Raw genomic sequence first — 16,427 nt, forward strand, 5'->3', positions numbered from 1 at the left:
AGGCGAGGCCGCCTTTCCGATTGTTGCGCGGGGGATCGATTGTTTCGCCCCCGCGTGCGGCCGCGCAGGAGGAGGTGCGGACCCTGCGCTTGCCATGAGGATGCCGGGCCCGACGGGCTCTCCGCGCGATCCTGACGAGCCGGCCCCACCGGGCCGCGACCTCGCCAGGCTGACCCGCCGGGGTCCCTGCATCCACCCGAGGAGGAGATCCCATGAACGTTCACGCATCCGCGACCGGCCCGAGCGCCGCCCTCGACTCGAGTCATCTCGGCGTCCCGTTCCCCTACAAGTCCCGCTACGGCAACTTCATCAACGGCCAGTTCGTCGATCCGAAATCGGGCCAATGGTTCGATGACGTGACCCCGATCACCGGCGAGGTGATCACCACCGTCGCCCGGTCGAACGCCGCCGACATCGAGGCCGCGCTCGACGCCGCCCATGCCGCCGCTCCGGCCTTCGGCCGCACCTCGCTGGCCGAGCGGTCCACAATGCTCTTCCGCATCGCCGACCGGATCGAGCAGAACCTGATGACGCTGGCCGTGGCCGAGACGCTCGACAACGGCAAGCCGATCCGCGAGACGGTGAATGCCGACCTCGCGCTGGCGGTGGACCATTTCCGCTATTTCGGCGGCGTGATCCGCGCCGACGAGGGCTCCATCGCCGAGATCGACGCCAATACCTATGCCTACCACTTCCATGAGCCGCTGGGCGTCGTGGGCCAGATCATCCCCTGGAACTTCCCGATCCTGATGGCGGTGTGGAAACTGGCGCCGGCGCTGGCTGCAGGCAACGCGGTGGTGCTCAAGCCCGCAGAGCAGACGCCCGCCTCGATCATGGTGATGATGGAGCTGATCGCCGACCTGGTGCCCCCGGGCGTGATCAACGTCGTCAACGGTTTCGGCCTCGAGGCCGGCGCACCGCTGGCCAATTCGAAGCGCATCGCCAAGGTCGCCTTCACCGGCGAGACCGGCACCGGCAAGATCATCATGAAGGCCGCCGCCGAGAACCTGATCCCGGTGACGCTGGAGCTGGGCGGCAAGTCCCCCAACCTCTTCTTCGCGGACATCATGGATGCCGACGACGCCTTCTTCGACAAGTGCCTCGAGGGCTTCGCGATGTTCGCGCTGAACCAGGGCGAGGTCTGCACCTGCCCCAGCCGCGCCCTGATCCAGGAGAGCATCGCCGACGCCTTCCTCGAGCGCGCGGTGGAGCGGGTCCGCAAGATCAAGCAGGGCAACCCGTTGCAGATGGACACGATGATCGGCGGCCAGGCCTCCACCGAGCAGATGGAGAAGATCACCTCCTACCTCACCCTCGGCAAGGAAGAGGGCGCGCAGGTGCTCGTGGGCGGCGAACGGGCCAGCCTCGGCGAGGGGCTCGACAACGGCTACTACATCCAACCCACCGTGTTCCGCGGTCACAACGCCATGCGCATCTTCCAGGAAGAGATCTTCGGCCCCGTGCTGTCGGTCACGACCTTCAAGGACGAGGCCGAGGCCATCGCCATCGCCAACGACACGACCTACGGGCTGGGCGCAGGCGTCTGGACGCGGCAGGCCAATACCGCCTTCCGGGTGGGCCGGGCGATCCAGGCCGGCCGGGTCTGGACCAACTGCTACCACCACTACCCCGCCCACGCGGCCTTCGGCGGCTACAAGCAGTCCGGCATCGGGCGCGAGAACCACAAGATGATGCTGGACCACTACCGCAACACGAAGAACCTGCTCGTCAGCTACGACGAGAACCCGATGGGCTTCTTCTGATCCCGGGTTGCACCGGCGCCCCGCTCTCCGGAGCGGGGCATGGGGGCCGGCGGAAGCGCCGGCCCTCTCCGTTTCAGACCCGGTTGTCGGTCTGCGCGCGCACCATGCGGCGGCCGAGGTCGGAGATGCGGTAGGGTGCCGACGCGCGCGACGCGATCAGCCGCTTGCGCCGCAGGCGCTTCACCACCTCCACGGTGCAATCGGCCAGCACCGCCCCGTCGTGGGTGGTGCACAGCACCTCCACGAGCTTGCCGCCGGCGTTGCGGGAATGGCGGATCATGCCGCCCTGGGCCAGCACGTGCAGCACGCGCTGTTCCTCTCTCGAGATGTTCATCGGATGAGCCTGTGATCGAAACGCAGAAAGCCGCGGCAAGACGGCCGGATCCGCCTCGCCCCGTATTGATCGCCCCGGGCTGCCGGCGGCGATCAGCCTCTGGTCACAGTCTCCGACATGAACACTCCGTTCAGCGTGACGGCATCCTGCCTCCGGGGCGGCCGCGCGGTCAAGACTTGACCGAGGTCAAGGACCGCGCCCGCGACCCGTGCGACGGGGCGGACACGACGCCCCCGTCCCCACCGCCGCCCGCCCGCGGAGGCGGATCCTGCCGCTCTGCCTGCGCCAAATTGCCCGACGCGCCGGGGCGCTGTCGTGTTGCCCCCCTCCGGCCGGACCTTTAGAACGACCGGCGATGCCTCGCGGCCGCGCTCCGGATTCGGACCACGCCCGGCGAAGGACAAAGCACACTTGAGGAGAGCCACATGGCAGACGCAGCCATTCACGGCCACGAGCACGAGGACAAGCGCGGCTTCTTCGAGCGCTGGTTCATGTCGACGAACCACAAGGACATCGGGATCCTGTATCTCTTCGTCTCGGGTTTCGCCGGCTTCATCGCGGTGGCCTTCACCGTCTACATGCGCATGGAACTCGCGGTTCCGGGCGTGCAGTACATGTGCCTCGAGGGCGCGCGGCTGCTGCCGGCGGACCCGCTCGAATGCACGCCCAACGGTCATCTGTGGAACGTCCTGATCACCTATCACGGCGTGCTGATGATGTTCTTCGTGGTGATCCCCGCGCTCTTCGGCGGCTTCGGCAACTACTTCATGCCGCTGCAGATCGGCGCGCCGGACATGGCCTTCCCGCGGCTGAACAACCTGTCGTTCTGGCTCTTCGTCATGGGCGTCAGCCTCGGCGTGGCCTCGATGCTGGCGCCGGGCGGCAACAACCAGCTCGGCTCCGGCGTGGGCTGGGTCATGTACCCGCCGCTCTCGACGACCGAGGCCGGCATGTCGATGGATCTCGCCATCTTCGCGGTGCACGTCTCGGGCGCCTCGTCGATCCTCGGCGCCATCAACATCATCACCACCTTCCTCAACATGCGCGCGCCCGGGATGACGCTGCACAAGGTGCCGCTCTTCGCCTGGTCGATCTTCATCACCGCCTGGCTGATCCTTCTGGCGCTGCCCGTGCTTGCCGGTGCGATCACCATGCTGCTGACGGACCGCAACTTCGGCACCACCTTCTTCGATCCGGCGGGCGGCGGCGATCCGGTGCTCTACCAGCACATCCTGTGGTTCTTCGGCCATCCCGAGGTCTACATCATCATCCTGCCCGCCTTCGGCATCATCTCCCACGTCATCGCCACCTTCAGCCGCAAGCCGATCTTCGGCTACCTGCCGATGGTCTATGCGATGGTCGCCATCGGCGTGCTGGGCTTCGTCGTCTGGGCGCACCACATGTACACGGTCGGCATGTCCCTGACCCAGCAGAGCTACTTCATGCTGGCCACCATGGTGATCGCGGTGCCGACGGGGGTGAAGGTGTTCAGCTGGATCGCCACGATGTGGGGCGGCTCGGTCGAGTTCAAGACGCCGATGCTCTGGGCCTTCGGGTTCCTGTTCCTCTTCACCGTGGGCGGCGTGACCGGCATCGTGCTCAGCCAGGCCGGCGTCGACCGGGCCTATCATGACACCTACTATGTCGTCGCGCATTTCCACTACGTGATGAGCCTCGGCGCGGTCTTCGGCATCTTCGCGGGCATCTATTTCTACCTGCCGAAGATGGCGGGGCGGATGATGCCCGAATGGGCCGGCAAGACCCATTTCTGGATGATGTTCATCGGCTCGAACCTGACGTTCTTCCCCCAGCACTTCCTGGGCCGTCAGGGGATGCCGCGCCGCTACATCGACTATCCGGAGGCCTTCGCGACCTGGAACATGGTCTCCTCCATCGGCGCCTTCATCGCCTTCGCGTCCTTCGTGTTCTTCATCGTGATCCTGTTCCGGACGCTTCTGGCGCCGAAGAACGCGACCGAGCCGAACCCCTGGAACGAGTATGCCGATACGCTGGAGTGGACCCTGCCCTCCCCGCCGCCCGAGCATACGTTCGAGACGCTGCCGAAGCAGAGCGACTGGGACCGCACGCCCGCGCATTAGCGAGGGCATCCCCCCGGGACAGAGGAAGCCCCGCCGCGAGATGTCGCGGCGGGGCTTTTCGTTGCGGCGAAGGCGGGGTCGGCGGAGGCGCTCAGGCCGCCTGGCGGCGGGGCGGGCGCGGTTCGATCTCCTGGGCGAGGGCCTCGAGATCGGCCGCCAGCGCGACCGCGAGCCTCCGCCGCATCCCGGTGCGGAACAGCAGCGGCATCATGCCGCCAAGGCTCGCGCGGCTCGTGACCCGCGTGCCGTGTTCCGGGCCGGACCCCGCCGGTTCGATGTCGAGGACATGCGCCGAGCGGGTGCCCGGCGAGCGCCCGGTCCAGCCGAGCCTCCGGGGCGGGTCCACCAGCCTCAGGGTGGAGCGGATGAACCATCCCTCCGTGCGCCATTCGAAGTACTGTCCATGCGCGAGGGGTCCCGCCATCCACAGCCCCTCGATGGCCCGGTTCCACCGCGGCCAGTCGGTCAGGTCGGAGAGCGTGCGCCAGACCTGTTCGGGCGGCGCGAGAAGCACGCGCGTCGCGGTCGCCGTGACCGGGGCGCGCAGATCGATGTCGAAATCGTCCATTGTGGTGAATCCGTGGTCCGGCCGCGGCCGCCAGACAGTCCGGAGCCGCCGGACCGCGCTCATCTGGAGCGGCGCGGGCGCCGCGGCAAGGGGGTGCCCGGCGCCTCGGCCAAAGCGCGCCGATCGGGGTGCAGCACCTTGTCCCTTGCCCCTCCCCGGCGGGCGATTACCCTTGCAGCCCGAGCCGTGGAGACATGCCGCGCCGATGCCCTACGAATGGACCTCCGCCCGCGGAGCCGACCCCGAGGCCCCCCTCGAGGAGCTGCACCTCTGGCCGTTCCGGTCTCTGCCGCGCCGGGGGATGGCGCTGTTTCTCGGGGCCACCTGCGCGCTGATCTCCCTGCCGCTGCTGGCTGTCGTCGGCTCCGCCGTGCTCTGGGGCCTCCTGCCGTTTCTCGCGCTGGCGGTGGGCGGGATGTGGCTCGCCATCGAGCGCAGCTACCGGGACGGACGGGTGCTCGAGCAGCTCTGCCTCTGGCCCGACCGCGTCGCCCTGACCCGCCACAACCCCCGCGGACCGGTGCAGGACTGGGAGGCCAATCCGCACTGGGTGACCGTGCGGCTCCATGCCGATGCGGGGCCGGTGGAGGATTACCTGACTCTTCGCGGCGGCGGACGCGAGGTGGAGTTGGGCGCCTTCCTCGCCCCCGAGGAACGCCGCGCGCTCTATGCCGAGCTGCAGGACAGGATGGCGCGCCTGCCGCGCTAGGGTCGGTCCCGGTCCTGCGCCTGGGCGCCATCGTCCCCTCCGCGCCCTCCGTAGGCCGGGCTTCAGCCCGGCATGCCCCATCGCGCCCCTGCCGGGCTCCCGCTTGGTCTCCGGAAACCGTGGCAGCCCACCCGGCTCGGGCTCACGCGCGCGCAAGCACCTCGAGCAGAACCTCCCCCGCGTCGCGGTCGTCCGGCAAGCCCTCGCCGCGCAACAGGAAGCGGTAGTAGAGAAAGTGCAGGAAATGCCGCCGCAATCGCTCGTCGGGGCGCCAGTCCGGCAGGTCCGCCAGTGCCGCCCGCAAGGCCGCGCGGTCCTCGGCCGCGCGCACCAGCCCCTCGATCCGGTAGCAGGCGCGGCCGACCATCGCCACGGGCTTGCCGCGCGCCAGCGCCTCCACGCCCACGGTGGAGTTGATCGTCAGAACGCCCCCCGCCCCGTCGATCAGCTCCTGCGTGTTGCGCCCGTTCTGGAAGATCACCCGCGGATGCGGCGCGACCCGCCCGGCGAGCGTGCGGCGCGAATAGGGATGCTCCTTGATGACGAAGACCCGGTCCGGCAGCGCCTCGGCCATCTCCACGACCAGCGCGTGAAACGCCGCCATGGACCCGACCCAGGGCGAATGCAGGGTGATCTGGCTGTCGCTGTCCACCTGAAAGGGCACGAAGACATAGCCCTCGGGCAGGCCCACGGGCGGCTCCACCCGATGCTTCGGGTCGCGCGTGTCGAGCACCATGTCGAGGGGCCGGTCGTCGGGCTGGTAGCCAAGATAGAAGGCCGGATCGCGCGGCAGCGAATTGTCGTCGTTGATCCCCAGCGCATCGGCCTGAATCGTGCCCCGGAAATAGCCGTTCTCGATGAAGACGCGGCGCCCCGCCCCCGCCACCGCGGCGAGCGTCGCGTCGGGCACGTAGCTGCCGTTGTAGACGACGGCCACGGGCTCCGGCAGATCGGCCATCAGGCGCTCCAGCATGTCGGTCAGGAACTCCGCATGCTTGGCCTTGCGCCGCGCATAGGCGGCCACGAAACCCGGCACCCGAGCCAGCTCCGGCAGGCGGCGCACCTTGCGGGCCACGTTGCCTCGCGCCTGCGCGACGAAGGCGGGCGCGGGCGGCGCGAGCCGGCGGCGCCAGGCCTCGCGCAGACCATGGGTGCGCACCATGTGCCGCCACACCGCGCCCCAGCGCCCGTCGAAGGTCACCAGCCGGTCGCCCAGCCCCTCCCGCAGCGGGGCGAACCGCCCGGTCCGCTGCATCACGAACCGCACGGCCGCGGGATCTAGCCGCAAAGACGGTCCTTCACCATCGGCCCCACCTTGCCGAAGTCCATCCGCCCGGCGTAGCGCGACTTCAGCGCGGCCATCACCCGGCCCATGTCGCGGATGGTGGCGGCCTCGGTCTCGGTGATCGCCGCGTCCACCGCCGCCTCGGTCTCCTCCGCGTCGAGCTGACGGGGCAGGAACTCCTCGATCACCGCGATCTCCGCCTGCTCGCGCTCGGCGAGGTCGAGCCGGCCGCCCTCCTCGTAGGCACGCGCGCTCTCCTGGCGCTGCTTGACCATGCGGGCGAGGATCGCCAGCACCTCGTCGTCGCTCACCCCCTCGGGAGAGCCCTCCTCCGTGCCGCGCACGGCGATGTCGCGGTCCTTGATCGCGGCGTTGATGAGCCTCAGCGTCGAGAGACGATCCGCCTCCTTCGACTTCATGGCGTCCTTCAGGGCCGTGTTGACCCGGTTGCGCAATCCCATCTGACGAGCATCTCCCAGAAGCGTCCCGAAGGCGGAGTGTAGGCCGCCCCGCACGCGGCGACAACCGCGGCCCCGCCTTGACCCCGCGCCGTCGAAACCCTATCGCGCAGGCGCCGCCCTGCCCGCCCCCAGCCCATGCCCGGAGGCCCCATGCCCCAAGACAGCACCCGCCCGACCGCCTGCCTCGCCCTCGCGGACGGAACGCTCTTCTTCGGCCGCGGCTTCGGCGCCGCCGGTCAGACCACGGCGGAGCTCTGCTTCAACACCGCGATGACCGGCTACCAGGAGATCATGACCGATCCGTCCTATGCCGGGCAGATCGTGACCTTCACCTTTCCCCATGTGGGCAATGTCGGCGTGAATGCCGAGGACGACGAGGCGCAGGACCCGCTCGCCGAGGGAATGATCGTGAAGTGGGACCCGACCGAGCCCTCGAACTGGCGCGCGGCCGAGCCGCTGTCGGACTGGCTGGCGCGGCGCGGCCGGATCGGAATGGGTGGTGTGGACACGCGGCGCCTGACGCGCGCGATCCGCCAGCAGGGTGCGCCCCACGTGGCGCTGGCCCACGATCCCGAGGGAAAGTTCGACATCGACGCGCTGGTGCGCGCCGCGCGCAGCTTTCGCGGCATGGTCGGGCTCGATCTGGCGGGCCGGGTCACATGCGCGCAGAGCTATCGCTGGTCGGAAACCCGCTGGGCCTGGCCCGACGGCTTCGGGACCCAGACGGCCCCGACCCACAGGGTCGTGGCGCTGGACTACGGCGCCAAGCGCAACATCCTGCGCTGCCTCGCCTCCACCGGGGCCGACGTCACCGTGATGCCCGCGAGCGCCACCGCCGACGACGTACTGGCCCAGTCGCCGGACGGCATCTTCCTGTCGAACGGCCCCGGCGATCCGGCGGCCACGGGCGACTATGCCGTGCCGATGATCCGCGAGATCCTCGAGCGCACGGACCTGCCGGTCTTCGGCATCTGCCTCGGCCACCAGATGCTGGCCCGGGCGCTCGGGGCCACCACCATCAAGATGAACCACGGCCATCACGGCGCGAACCATCCGGTGAAGGACCTCGAGACCGGCAAGGTGGAGATCACCTCGATGAACCACGGCTTTACCGTGGACAGCCAGACCCTGCCCCAGGGCGTGATCGAGACCCATGTGAGCCTCTTCGACGGGTCGAACTGCGGCATCCGCATGTCCGACAGGCCCGTCTTCTCGGTGCAGTATCACCCCGAAGCGAGCCCCGGCCCCCAGGACAGCGCCTATCTCTTCGACCGGTTCGCCGCCGCGATGGCGGCCCGCGCCCGCTGAGGGACCGCCATCCGCTACCGGTCGGCAGTCCGGCGGGCTTAACGCGACGTTAAGCCCGCCCGCGCCAGCCTCGCCGCCAGAGGCAGCAGAGGGCGCGTCATGAGCATCCGATTCGCAGCACAACGGCCAAGGACGGCGCTCGAGCCGCTTCCGGGGTCCGGCGATCTCGGCGATACTCTGGTGGCCATGGGGGCGCTCTCGCCCGGGGATCTCGCGCGGACCCGGACGCAGATCCAGCGTCACCGCGTTCGGCTCGCCGATGCGCTCCACCTCCTCAACGGTCTCTCGCGCGACCTGATCGCCGAGGCGGAGGCCGCGCGGCTCGGGACGACGGCGGTCGATCCCGTGACCGAACGGCCCGATCCGCGCCTCATGCTCTCCTGGGGACCGGAAAGGTGCCTCGCCGACGGCCTCCTGCCCCTGCGCCGCCTCGGCGACGTGACCCTCGTCGCCACCGCCCGGCCCGAGGAGATCGACCGCCACCTGCCCGCGCTCGAACGCAGCTTCGGCCCGGTGCGCCTCGTCACGGCGGCCGAGGACCGGCTGCAGGCCGCGGTAGACCGCGGCGCGCGCCGCACCCTGTCCCATCGCGCCGAAACCCGGGTCCTTGCGGAGGACAGCAGCCGCGGCTGGCGGGCCCGCCGGAACGGCACCCTGGCGCTGTCCGCTCTCGCCCTGGGCGGCGCGGCGGCGCTCGTGGCCCCCGGCGCCCTGTTCCTCTCGCTCCTGCTCGCAGCCTCCGCCGCCATGGCGCTCGGCACCGGGCTCAAGCTCGCCGCGGCGCTGGCGACGCTGCGCCCGCCGCCAGCCGATCCCGCCCGGGTCGTCGCGGCCAGCCGCCCCGTGGTGACGCTCCTCGTGGCGCTCTACCGCGAACGGGAGATCGCCCGGCATCTGCTGGTCCGTCTCGCCCGCCTCGACTATCCGCGCGACCTCCTCGACATCTGCCTCGTGGTGGAGGCCGATGACGCCCTCACCCGGGAGACCCTGTCGACGATCGCCCTGCCGCCCTGGGTCCGCACCATCGTGGTGCCCGTGGGCACGCTGCGCACCAAGCCGCGCGCCCTCAACTACGCGCTCGACTTCGCGCGGGGCGAGATCGTCGGCGTCTACGATGCCGAGGACGCCCCCGCCCCCGACCAGATCGCCCGCGTCGCCGCGCGCTTCGCCGAACGGGGGCCCGAGGTCGCCTGCCTGCAGGGCGTGCTCGACTATTACAACAGCCACGCCAACTGGATGACGCGCTGTTTCACCCTCGAATACGCCGCGTGGTTCCGCGTGGTCCTGCCGGGGCTGGCGCGGCTGGGCCTCGTGGTGCCACTGGGGGGCACCACGCTCTTCTTCCGCCGCGACGCGCTCGAGAGGCTGGGAGGCTGGGACGCCCATAACGTCACCGAGGACGCCGATCTCGGCCTCCGCCTCGCGCGTTACGGCTACCGGACGGAACTGATCGACACCGTCACCGGGGAAGAGGCGAACGGGCGGCTCCTGCCCTGGGTGCGCCAGAGGTCGCGCTGGCTCAAGGGCTACGCGATGACCGGGTCGGTCCACATGCGGGACCCGCGCCGGCTCTGGCGGGACCTCGGTGCGCGGCGCTGGATCGGGGTGCAGATCCTCTTTCTCGGCACGGTGCTGCAATTCACCCTGGCACCGGTGCTCTGGGTCTGCTGGCTGCTCTTCGCCCAGCCCCTGCCGCAGCCCGGCCTGCCCGCGCTGACCGCCGCTCTCGGCCTCGGCCTCACCGGGCTGTTCCTGACCTCCGAGGCGGTCAACCTCGGCATCGCCGTCCTCGGCGCGCGCCGCGCCGGGAAAGCCCGCCTGGGGTGGTGGGCGCCGACGCTGCTGTTCTACTTCCCGCTGGCCACGGCGGGGATGTTCAAGGGCCTGTGGGAGCTGTTCGTCCGGCCCTTCTACTGGGACAAGACCGCGCACGGCCTCCTGCCCGAGACCGCCGCCGGGACAGGAACCGCCCCCGTCCTCACTCCGCCGCCTCGACGGCCTCCGCATCCAGTCGCAGCCGAATGACGAAGGCCTTCGAGATGTGATCGCGCAGCGCCCGGTCCGCGGCCTCGCCGTCCCCCGCCTCGATGGCCTCGACGATCATGGCATGTTCCTTGAGCGTGTCCTGCGAGCGCCCGTCCGCCGCGATCGAGGTGGAGGCCAGGAGCGCCATGGACCGGTGCACGAGATCGAGCTGCTGCACGAGGAACCGGTTGTGGCTGGCAAGATGGATCTGCTTGTGGAACCGCCGGTTCGCCCGCGACATCGCGTGCGGGTCGTTCACCAGCGCATGATCCGCGTCGAGCATGTCGCGCAGCACCCGAACCTCCTCGGGCGTCGCGTGCCGCGCCGCCAGCCGCGCGGCCAGCCCCTCGAGTTCCCCGCGCACGACGTAGAGCTCGGCAAGCTGCGAATGGTCGAGCGAGGCCACGATCAGCGACCGCCCGTCGCGCGTCAGCAGGCTCTGGGTCTCGAGCCGCTGCAACGCCTCGCGGATCGGCGTGCGGCTGACCCCGAACCGGTCGGCCAGCTCGCTCTCCACCAGCCGGTCGCCTGGCTTGTAGATGCCGGTGTCGATCGCCTCCAGAATGAGGTCGTAGGCATCCTTCGGAGAGGTCCTGAGTTCGGCCATCGATCCGCCCTGTCAGATTTGTCTGACAGCCTCTCTCGCAGAACTGTCAGCTTGGGTTGACTTTAGCGATAACCGTAACAGGTTTGCAAGGCCTCCGGCATTGCGGCTCTTCGCCGCCCGGTCTAGCTCCCCACCATGGTCGCCGACTCCTTCTCACATGTCCGCGTCTGGGTCTTCGACCTCGACAACACGCTCTACGATCCCTCCGCCCGCCTCTTCGCGCAGATCGAGCGGCGGATGAACGCGCTCATCAGGCGCGAGCTGGGCCTCGGCGAGGCCGAGGCCGCGCATCTGCGGGACGATTACTGGCGGCGTTACGGCACCACCCTCTCGGGCCTGATGGCCGAGCACGACATCGACCCCGTGCCCTTTCTGGCCGAGGTTCACGACATCGACTTCTCCGTGCTCTCCCCCGACCCCGCGCTGGCCGACGCGATCTCCGCCCTGCCCGGCCGGCGCATCGTCTACACCAACGGCGACCGCCCCTATGCCCGCCAGGTCCTGGCCGCGCGCGGTCTGACGGGCTGCTTTCACGCGGTCTACGGGATCGAGCACGCGGGATACCGCCCGAAACCCGAGCAGGCGGCCTTCGAGGCGGTCTTCGCCCTCGACGGCCTCTCGCCCGACATGGGCGCGATGTTCGAGGACGACACCCGCAACCTCGCGGCCCCCCATGCCATGGGGATGCGGACGGTCCATGTCGCCCCCGACGCCGCGCCCGCCGATCACATTCACCACCACACCTCCGACCTCGCGGGCTTTCTGTCGCAGCTTCGCGGTCTGTAAGGCGCGAAATCCGACCCTATCTGTCGGGCATTCCACCCCGGCCCGACAGACAGGATCCCGATGACCGACACCACCCCGACGACCCTGCCCCGCCGCCGTCCCTGGCATCACGTCCCGCTTCTCGGCTGGCTGCTCTGGGATCTGCAGCGCGACTTCGCCGGAAACTGGCCCTATGCAGCCGTGATCGCGCTCACGCTGATGATCTTCGCCGTGGATGCCATCGGCCTTGCCGCGATCGGGCTTCTGGCGGTGGCGGTGACGCCGCTGATGGTACTGACCCTCGTGGTCATCAGCCGCGGCTGACCTCTTGCCGCGCCCCCTTTCCCGCCTCCCGGCCCGGGGCTAGCTTGCGGTCCATGACACAGGATGCCGATATCTTCATCTCGGGCGGCGGGGTCGCGGGTCTGACCGCCGCCGCGGCTCTCGGCGCGGCCGGGTTCACCGTGATCGCCGCCGACCCAGCCCCCCCGGTGACCGAGGAGGCGGCCGAAGGAGCGGACCTGCGCACCACCGCCTTCCTGCAGCCCGCGCGGCGACTGCTCGAGGCTGCAGGCATCTGGGAGCATTACGCCCCCCATGCCACGCCGCTCAGGATCATGCGCATCGTCGACGCGGGGGGGGCGGAGCCCGTGGCCCGCAGCACCCGCGATTTCGACAGCGCCGACCTCGGCGAGGCGCCCTTCGGCTGGAACCTGCCCAACTGGCTCCTGCGGCGGGAGCTCATGGCCCGCATCGCGGAGCTGGGCACCGTCGACTTCCGTCCCGGCACGGGCTTCGCCTCCATGCTCGCCCGGGACTCGGGCGCGCTCGTGACGCTGACCGACGGCAGCCGCCTCAAGGTGCGCCTCGTGATCGGCGCCGATGGCCGCGACAGCCCGGTGCGGCAGGCGGCCGGCATCGGCGCGCGGACCTGGCGCTATGGCCAAAAGGCCGTGACCTTCTCCGTCACCCATCCCGTGCCCCATGACAACGTCTCCACGGAGATCCACCGCACCGGCGGCCCCTTCACCCTCGTGCCCCTGCCCGATCACGACGGCCGGCCCTGCTCCGCCGTCGTCTGGATGGTGCCCGGCGCCGAGGCGCAGCGGCTGATGGCCCTGGACCCCGAGAGCTTCGCCGCCGAGGCCACGACCCGCTCGGCGGGCCTCTTCGGCGCCCTGACCCTCGCGTCCCGGCGCATGAGCTGGCCGATCATCTCGCGCCTCGCCGACCGGATGACCGCGCGGCGCACGGCGCTCATGGCCGAGGCCGCCCATGTCGTCCCGCCCATCGGCGCGCAGGGTCTGAACATGTCGCTCGCCGATCTCGGCACACTTCTCGACCTCGCCCGGGGCGATCCCGACCGGCTCGGCGCGCCCGCCATGCTCGACGCCTACCACCGCCGCCGCCACCCGGAGGTTCGGCTGCGGGTCGAGGGCGTGAACCTGCTCAACCGCACTTCCATGGCCGAGGCCGGCATCGTCCGCGACCTGCGCGCGCTCGGCATCCGCGCGCTCCATGACATGGCCCCGGTGCGGCGCGGGCTGATGCGGCTGGGGCTCGGCGCCCGCCCGTGACGGCCGCACGCCCGGAGGCGCCTCGCCTCTCGACGCGGCGTCAGGGCGGGGCTAGGCTGCGTCCATGGCCCTGACGATCCACGTTCCGTTCGAGGCGATCCTCTGGGGGTTCGAGGGCGTGCTGAACCGCGCGAGACCCCCGGGGATAGAGCCCGACCCGCGCTGCCTCGAGATATCGGAGCGCGCGCATCTGCGCGGCCTGAGGCAGGCGATCCTGACCGATGCCGATGCCGCCCGCGCCGACGAGATCGAGGCGCGGCTGGACGCCTTTCCCCAGATCGAGGCGCTCTATGCCGCGGGCCGGACCGGGCACAGCAAGCCCGCTCCCGAGGCCTTCATGGCAGCGGCGGAGGGCATGAACCTCGCGCCTGCGTCGATCCTCTTCGTCGACGGCTCGGGGTCGTTCTGCAACGCGGCGGCGAAGCTCGGCTTCCGGACCTTCCGCTTCTCGCGCCTTGCCGCCGACAACCTCGAGGCCCGCCTGCCGGACCACCGCCGCCGACGCTGACCGGCAGGGCGGGAGGGCAAGCCGCCTGCCCCTCACAATGGCCCCGGCCGCCGTTCCTCGGTCAGGAGCACGTTCGCCTCCACGTCGCCGATCCCCGGCAGGGTCATGATCCGCCGCCTCAGCACCCGCTCGAAATCCGAGAGATCCCGCGCCACGACCCTGAGCCGGTAGTCGTAGAGCCCCAGCACATGCTCCACGAGCTGCACCTCGGGGATCGCGGTCACCGCCCGCTCGAAATCCTCCAGCTTGACCCGGCCGCGCAGGCCGATCTTCACGCCGAGGAACACCGTCACGCCGAAGCCCAGCGCCGCCGGGTCGAGCTTGAGGCGCCGGCCCCGGATCACGCCCGCCTCCTCGAGCCGCCGGATCCGACGCCAGGTGGCGGGCTGGCTCAGCCCCACGCGGCGGCCCAGCGCCCCCGCCGACTGCCCCGCCTCCTCGCGCAGAAGCCGCAGGAGCCGGCGGTCGATCTCGTCGAGAACGGCGCTCACAGCGGCAACGCGTCCGCGTCGCGGATCGTGGCGATGGTCAGCAGCGCCTCGATGTCGGCGATATGGGGCAGCGTCAGGATCCGGTCGCGGTAGAGGGCCTGGTAATGGGCCATGTCCCGCGCCACGAGCGCGAGCCGCAGGTCCACCCGGCCGAGGAAGGTCTGGATCTCGATCACCTCGGGCACCTTTCGCGCCGCGGCAATCAGTTCGTCGAGCGCGCGCGGCGCGCTCTTCTCCACGGTGATGCGCAGGCTCACATGGACGCGCCAGCCGAGCGCCGCCCAGTCGATCACCACCTCGCGGCCCCGGATCACGCCCGCGGCCTCCAGCTTCTCCACCCGGCGCGCCGCCCGCGCGGGCGTCACGCGCGCCCGCTCCGCCAGTTCCGGCATGGTCAGCGTGGGTTCCGCCTGCAGCTGCCGCAGGATGCGCCTGTCCTCGTCATCAAGCATGAAAACCGGCGTATCGGCCTCAATGACGAATGGCAATCATCATCTGGCCACAAATACTCCTCTTCCAGCCCTGCCGTCTTCGCGAGGCGCACGGTAGGTCTGCGCCGAGACAGACAGGGAAGGAGACCCATCATGCGCGTCTACTACGACCGCGACTGCGACGTGAACCTGATCAAGGACATGAAGGTGGCGATTCTGGGCTACGGCTCCCAGGGCCATGCCCATGCGCTGAACCTGCGCGACAGCGGCGCCAAGAACCTCGTCGTGGCCCTGCGCGAGGGCTCGCCGTCGAAGGCCAAGGCCGAGGGCGAGGGACTGACGGTCATGGGCATCGAGGAAGCCGCCGCCTGGTGCGACCTGATGATGTTCACCATGCCCGACGAGCTGCAGGCCGCGACCTACAAGGCCCATGTGCATGACCACCTGAAGGACGGCGCGGCGATCGCCTTCGCCCACGGCCTCAACGTCCATTTCGGCCTGATCGAGCCGAAGAAGACCGTCGACGTGCTGATGATGGCGCCCAAGGGCCCCGGTCACACGGTGCGCGGCGAATACGTCAAGGGCGGCGGCGTGCCCTGCCTCGTGGCCGTCGAGAACGATGCGAGCGGTCGCGCCATGGAGATCGGCCTGTCGTACTGCTCCGCCATCGGCGGCGGCCGGTCCGGCATCATCGAGACGAACTTCCGCCAGGAATGCGAGACCGACCTCTTCGGCGAGCAGGCCGTTCTCTGCGGCGGTCTCGTGGAGCTGATCCGCATGGGCTTCGAGACGCTGGTCGAGGCCGGCTACGAGCCCGAGATGGCCTATTTCGAGTGCCTGCACGAGGTGAAGCTGATCGTGGACCTGATCTACGAGGGCGGCATCGCGAACATGAACTACTCGATCTCGAACACCGCGGAATACGGCGAATACGTCTCCGGCCCCCGCATCCTGCCCTACGACGAGACGAAGGCGCGGATGAAGGCGGTACTGGAGGACATCCAGTCCGGCCGCTTCGTGTCGAACTTCATGGCCGAGAACGCCGTGGGTCAGCCCTTCTTCAAGGCCACCCGCCGCCGCAACGACGAGCATCAGATCGAGGCCGTGGGCGAGAAGCTGCGCGCCATGATGCCCTGGATCGGCGCCGGCAAGCTGGTGGACAAGGCCAAGAACTGAGGCCCGTCACGCCGGGGGCGGTCGGCGCCGCCCCCGGTCCGCGTCACTCCCGTTCCCGGATCGGGTTCGGTCCGGGGCCGTCCTTGGCCAGCGAGGACTTCTCCTCCCGGCGTTCGTGAGTCATCTTGTCGGCCTTGCGCTTGCTGTTCCACGCCCAGGCGATGACGATGAGGAACGTGGCCAGGGGCAAGAGCCAGATCAGCGGAAAGCTGTCCATGGGGTTCTCCTAACAGGTCTGTGCCTTCCCCAGCGAACGGGCGGCGGCGCGTCGGGTTCCCTGCCGCCGCGGCCCCTGCGACCCGATGCCCCCCGTTTACCCT

The 16,427-nt window shown here is 70.0% G+C and carries 18 protein-coding genes; 10 read left to right on the plus strand and 8 right to left on the minus strand.

Features of this window, described 5'->3' with window-relative positions:
• Positions 1 to 212: 212 nt before the first annotated feature.
• A complete protein-coding gene (gene exaC, locus EAT49_RS17190; RefSeq protein WP_123643541.1) occupies positions 213 to 1,763 on the plus strand; it encodes an acetaldehyde dehydrogenase ExaC in 1,551 nt (516 codons plus the stop codon).
• Between the two features lie 73 nt (positions 1,764 to 1,836).
• Here the strand turns inward: exaC and EAT49_RS17195 are convergent, their stop codons facing one another.
• Entirely contained in the window at positions 1,837 to 2,097 is a 261-nt protein-coding gene (locus EAT49_RS17195; protein ID WP_123643542.1) for a YjhX family toxin, read from the minus strand.
• A 425-nt stretch (positions 2,098 to 2,522) separates the two neighbouring features.
• Between EAT49_RS17195 and ctaD the strand changes: the two genes are divergently transcribed.
• A complete protein-coding gene (gene ctaD / locus EAT49_RS17200) occupies positions 2,523 to 4,196 on the plus strand; it encodes a cytochrome c oxidase subunit I (protein WP_123643543.1) in 1,674 nt (557 codons plus the stop codon).
• Positions 4,197 to 4,287: 91 nt separating this feature from the next.
• Here the strand turns inward: ctaD and EAT49_RS17205 are convergent, their stop codons facing one another.
• Positions 4,288 to 4,764 carry an SRPBCC family protein gene (locus EAT49_RS17205; RefSeq protein ID WP_185020803.1) on the minus strand — a complete coding sequence of 159 codons (477 nt, stop codon included), beginning with the start codon at positions 4,762 to 4,764 and terminating at the stop codon, positions 4,288 to 4,290.
• A 205-nt stretch (positions 4,765 to 4,969) separates the two neighbouring features.
• On the opposite strand from EAT49_RS17205, the gene EAT49_RS17210 reads away from it, so the two are divergent.
• A complete protein-coding gene (locus EAT49_RS17210; RefSeq protein ID WP_123643545.1) occupies positions 4,970 to 5,473 on the plus strand; it encodes a DUF2244 domain-containing protein in 504 nt (167 codons plus the stop codon).
• A 142-nt stretch (positions 5,474 to 5,615) separates the two neighbouring features.
• Here EAT49_RS17210 and EAT49_RS17215 read toward each other — a convergent pair whose 3' ends face one another.
• Both EAT49_RS17215 and EAT49_RS17220 read right to left on the minus strand, forming a co-directional pair.
• Complete coding sequence (locus EAT49_RS17215; RefSeq protein WP_123643546.1) at positions 5,616 to 6,740, minus strand: capsular polysaccharide export protein, LipB/KpsS family; 1,125 nt, start codon at positions 6,738 to 6,740, stop codon at positions 5,616 to 5,618.
• 11 nt (positions 6,741 to 6,751) lie between these two features.
• Positions 6,752 to 7,219, minus strand: a complete 468-nt coding sequence (locus EAT49_RS17220; RefSeq protein ID WP_123643547.1) for a GatB/YqeY domain-containing protein — start codon at positions 7,217 to 7,219, stop codon at positions 6,752 to 6,754.
• 150 nt (positions 7,220 to 7,369) lie between these two features.
• Here EAT49_RS17220 and carA point away from each other — a divergent pair, with 150 nt between their 5' ends.
• Entirely contained in the window at positions 7,370 to 8,527 is a 1,158-nt protein-coding gene (carA, locus tag EAT49_RS17225; protein ID WP_123643548.1) for a glutamine-hydrolyzing carbamoyl-phosphate synthase small subunit, read from the plus strand.
• Positions 8,528 to 8,626: 99 nt separating this feature from the next.
• Positions 8,627 to 10,552, plus strand: coding sequence for a glycosyltransferase family 2 protein (locus EAT49_RS17230; RefSeq protein WP_246003894.1), 1,926 nt, complete (start codon positions 8,627 to 8,629; stop codon positions 10,550 to 10,552).
• Here EAT49_RS17230 and EAT49_RS17235 read toward each other — a convergent pair.
• Positions 10,506 to 11,159: a GntR family transcriptional regulator gene (locus EAT49_RS17235; protein WP_123643549.1), complete on the minus strand. Its 654-nt coding sequence runs from the start codon at positions 11,157 to 11,159 to the stop codon at positions 10,506 to 10,508. The genes EAT49_RS17230 and EAT49_RS17235 overlap by 47 nt on opposite strands.
• 135 nt (positions 11,160 to 11,294) lie before the next feature.
• Here EAT49_RS17235 and EAT49_RS17240 point away from each other — a divergent pair, with 135 nt between their 5' ends.
• The 4 genes from EAT49_RS17240 to EAT49_RS17255 all read left to right on the plus strand — a co-directional run bounded on the left by EAT49_RS17240 (position 11,295) and on the right by EAT49_RS17255 (position 14,009).
• The gene (locus tag EAT49_RS17240) at positions 11,295 to 11,945 is read left to right on the plus strand and encodes a pyrimidine 5'-nucleotidase (RefSeq protein ID WP_123643550.1); all 651 of its coding nucleotides are present in this window, start codon (positions 11,295 to 11,297) and stop codon (positions 11,943 to 11,945) included.
• Between the two features lie 60 nt (positions 11,946 to 12,005).
• Entirely contained in the window at positions 12,006 to 12,248 is a 243-nt protein-coding gene (locus EAT49_RS17245) for a hypothetical protein (RefSeq protein ID WP_123643551.1), read from the plus strand.
• Positions 12,249 to 12,301: 53 nt separating this feature from the next.
• Positions 12,302 to 13,501, plus strand: a complete 1,200-nt coding sequence (locus EAT49_RS17250) for a UbiH/UbiF family hydroxylase (RefSeq protein WP_123643552.1) — start codon at positions 12,302 to 12,304, stop codon at positions 13,499 to 13,501.
• Between the two features lie 64 nt (positions 13,502 to 13,565).
• Positions 13,566 to 14,009 carry an HAD family hydrolase gene (locus tag EAT49_RS17255; RefSeq protein WP_123643553.1) on the plus strand — a complete coding sequence of 148 codons (444 nt, stop codon included), beginning with the start codon at positions 13,566 to 13,568 and terminating at the stop codon, positions 14,007 to 14,009.
• 32 nt (positions 14,010 to 14,041) lie between these two features.
• On the opposite strand, the gene EAT49_RS17260 is transcribed toward EAT49_RS17255, so the two are convergent.
• Positions 14,042 to 14,500 (minus strand): Lrp/AsnC family transcriptional regulator, encoded by a 459-nt coding sequence (locus tag EAT49_RS17260; RefSeq protein WP_123643554.1) that lies wholly within the window; start codon positions 14,498 to 14,500, stop codon positions 14,042 to 14,044.
• Positions 14,497 to 14,952, minus strand: coding sequence for an Lrp/AsnC family transcriptional regulator (locus EAT49_RS17265; RefSeq protein WP_123643555.1), 456 nt, complete (start codon positions 14,950 to 14,952; stop codon positions 14,497 to 14,499). Before EAT49_RS17265 ends, EAT49_RS17260 begins: the two co-directional genes overlap by 4 nt.
• 132 nt (positions 14,953 to 15,084) lie before the next feature.
• Here EAT49_RS17265 and ilvC point away from each other — a divergent pair, with 132 nt between their 5' ends.
• Complete coding sequence (ilvC, locus tag EAT49_RS17270; RefSeq protein ID WP_123643556.1) at positions 15,085 to 16,107, plus strand: ketol-acid reductoisomerase; 1,023 nt, start codon at positions 15,085 to 15,087, stop codon at positions 16,105 to 16,107.
• Positions 16,108 to 16,150: 43 nt separating this feature from the next.
• On the opposite strand, the gene EAT49_RS21295 is transcribed toward ilvC, so the two are convergent.
• Positions 16,151 to 16,324, minus strand: a complete 174-nt coding sequence (locus EAT49_RS21295) for a hypothetical protein (RefSeq protein ID WP_185020804.1) — start codon at positions 16,322 to 16,324, stop codon at positions 16,151 to 16,153.
• Between the last annotated feature and the right edge of the window lie 103 nt (positions 16,325 to 16,427).

The organism is Histidinibacterium lentulum, from assembly GCF_003789055.1.
GTDB classification, from domain to species: Bacteria; Pseudomonadota; Alphaproteobacteria; order Rhodobacterales; family Rhodobacteraceae; genus Oceanicola; species Oceanicola lentulus.

Coding starts and splice junctions, on each gene's coding strand:
- EAT49_RS17210 (WP_123643545.1), top strand. CDS start 4,970: ATGCCCTACGAATGGACCTCCGCCCGCGGAGCCGACCCCGAGGCCCCC.
- EAT49_RS17245 (WP_123643551.1), top strand. CDS start 12,006: ATGACCGACACCACCCCGACGACCCTGCCCCGCCGCCGTCCCTGGCAT.
- exaC (WP_123643541.1), top strand. CDS start 213: ATGAACGTTCACGCATCCGCGACCGGCCCGAGCGCCGCCCTCGACTCG.
- ctaD (WP_123643543.1), top strand. CDS start 2,523: ATGGCAGACGCAGCCATTCACGGCCACGAGCACGAGGACAAGCGCGGC.
- EAT49_RS21295 (WP_185020804.1), bottom strand. CDS start 16,324: ATGGACAGCTTTCCGCTGATCTGGCTCTTGCCCCTGGCCACGTTCCTC.
- EAT49_RS17265 (WP_123643555.1), bottom strand. CDS start 14,952: ATGCTTGATGACGAGGACAGGCGCATCCTGCGGCAGCTGCAGGCGGAA.
- EAT49_RS17235 (WP_123643549.1), bottom strand. CDS start 11,159: ATGGCCGAACTCAGGACCTCTCCGAAGGATGCCTACGACCTCATTCTG.
- EAT49_RS17195 (WP_123643542.1), bottom strand. CDS start 2,097: ATGAACATCTCGAGAGAGGAACAGCGCGTGCTGCACGTGCTGGCCCAG.
- EAT49_RS17230 (WP_246003894.1), top strand. CDS start 8,627: ATGAGCATCCGATTCGCAGCACAACGGCCAAGGACGGCGCTCGAGCCG.
- EAT49_RS17205 (WP_185020803.1), bottom strand. CDS start 4,764: ATGGACGATTTCGACATCGATCTGCGCGCCCCGGTCACGGCGACCGCG.
- EAT49_RS17255 (WP_123643553.1), top strand. CDS start 13,566: ATGGCCCTGACGATCCACGTTCCGTTCGAGGCGATCCTCTGGGGGTTC.
- EAT49_RS17220 (WP_123643547.1), bottom strand. CDS start 7,219: ATGGGATTGCGCAACCGGGTCAACACGGCCCTGAAGGACGCCATGAAG.
- carA (WP_123643548.1), top strand. CDS start 7,370: ATGCCCCAAGACAGCACCCGCCCGACCGCCTGCCTCGCCCTCGCGGAC.
- ilvC (WP_123643556.1), top strand. CDS start 15,085: ATGCGCGTCTACTACGACCGCGACTGCGACGTGAACCTGATCAAGGAC.
- EAT49_RS17250 (WP_123643552.1), top strand. CDS start 12,302: ATGACACAGGATGCCGATATCTTCATCTCGGGCGGCGGGGTCGCGGGT.
- EAT49_RS17240 (WP_123643550.1), top strand. CDS start 11,295: ATGGTCGCCGACTCCTTCTCACATGTCCGCGTCTGGGTCTTCGACCTC.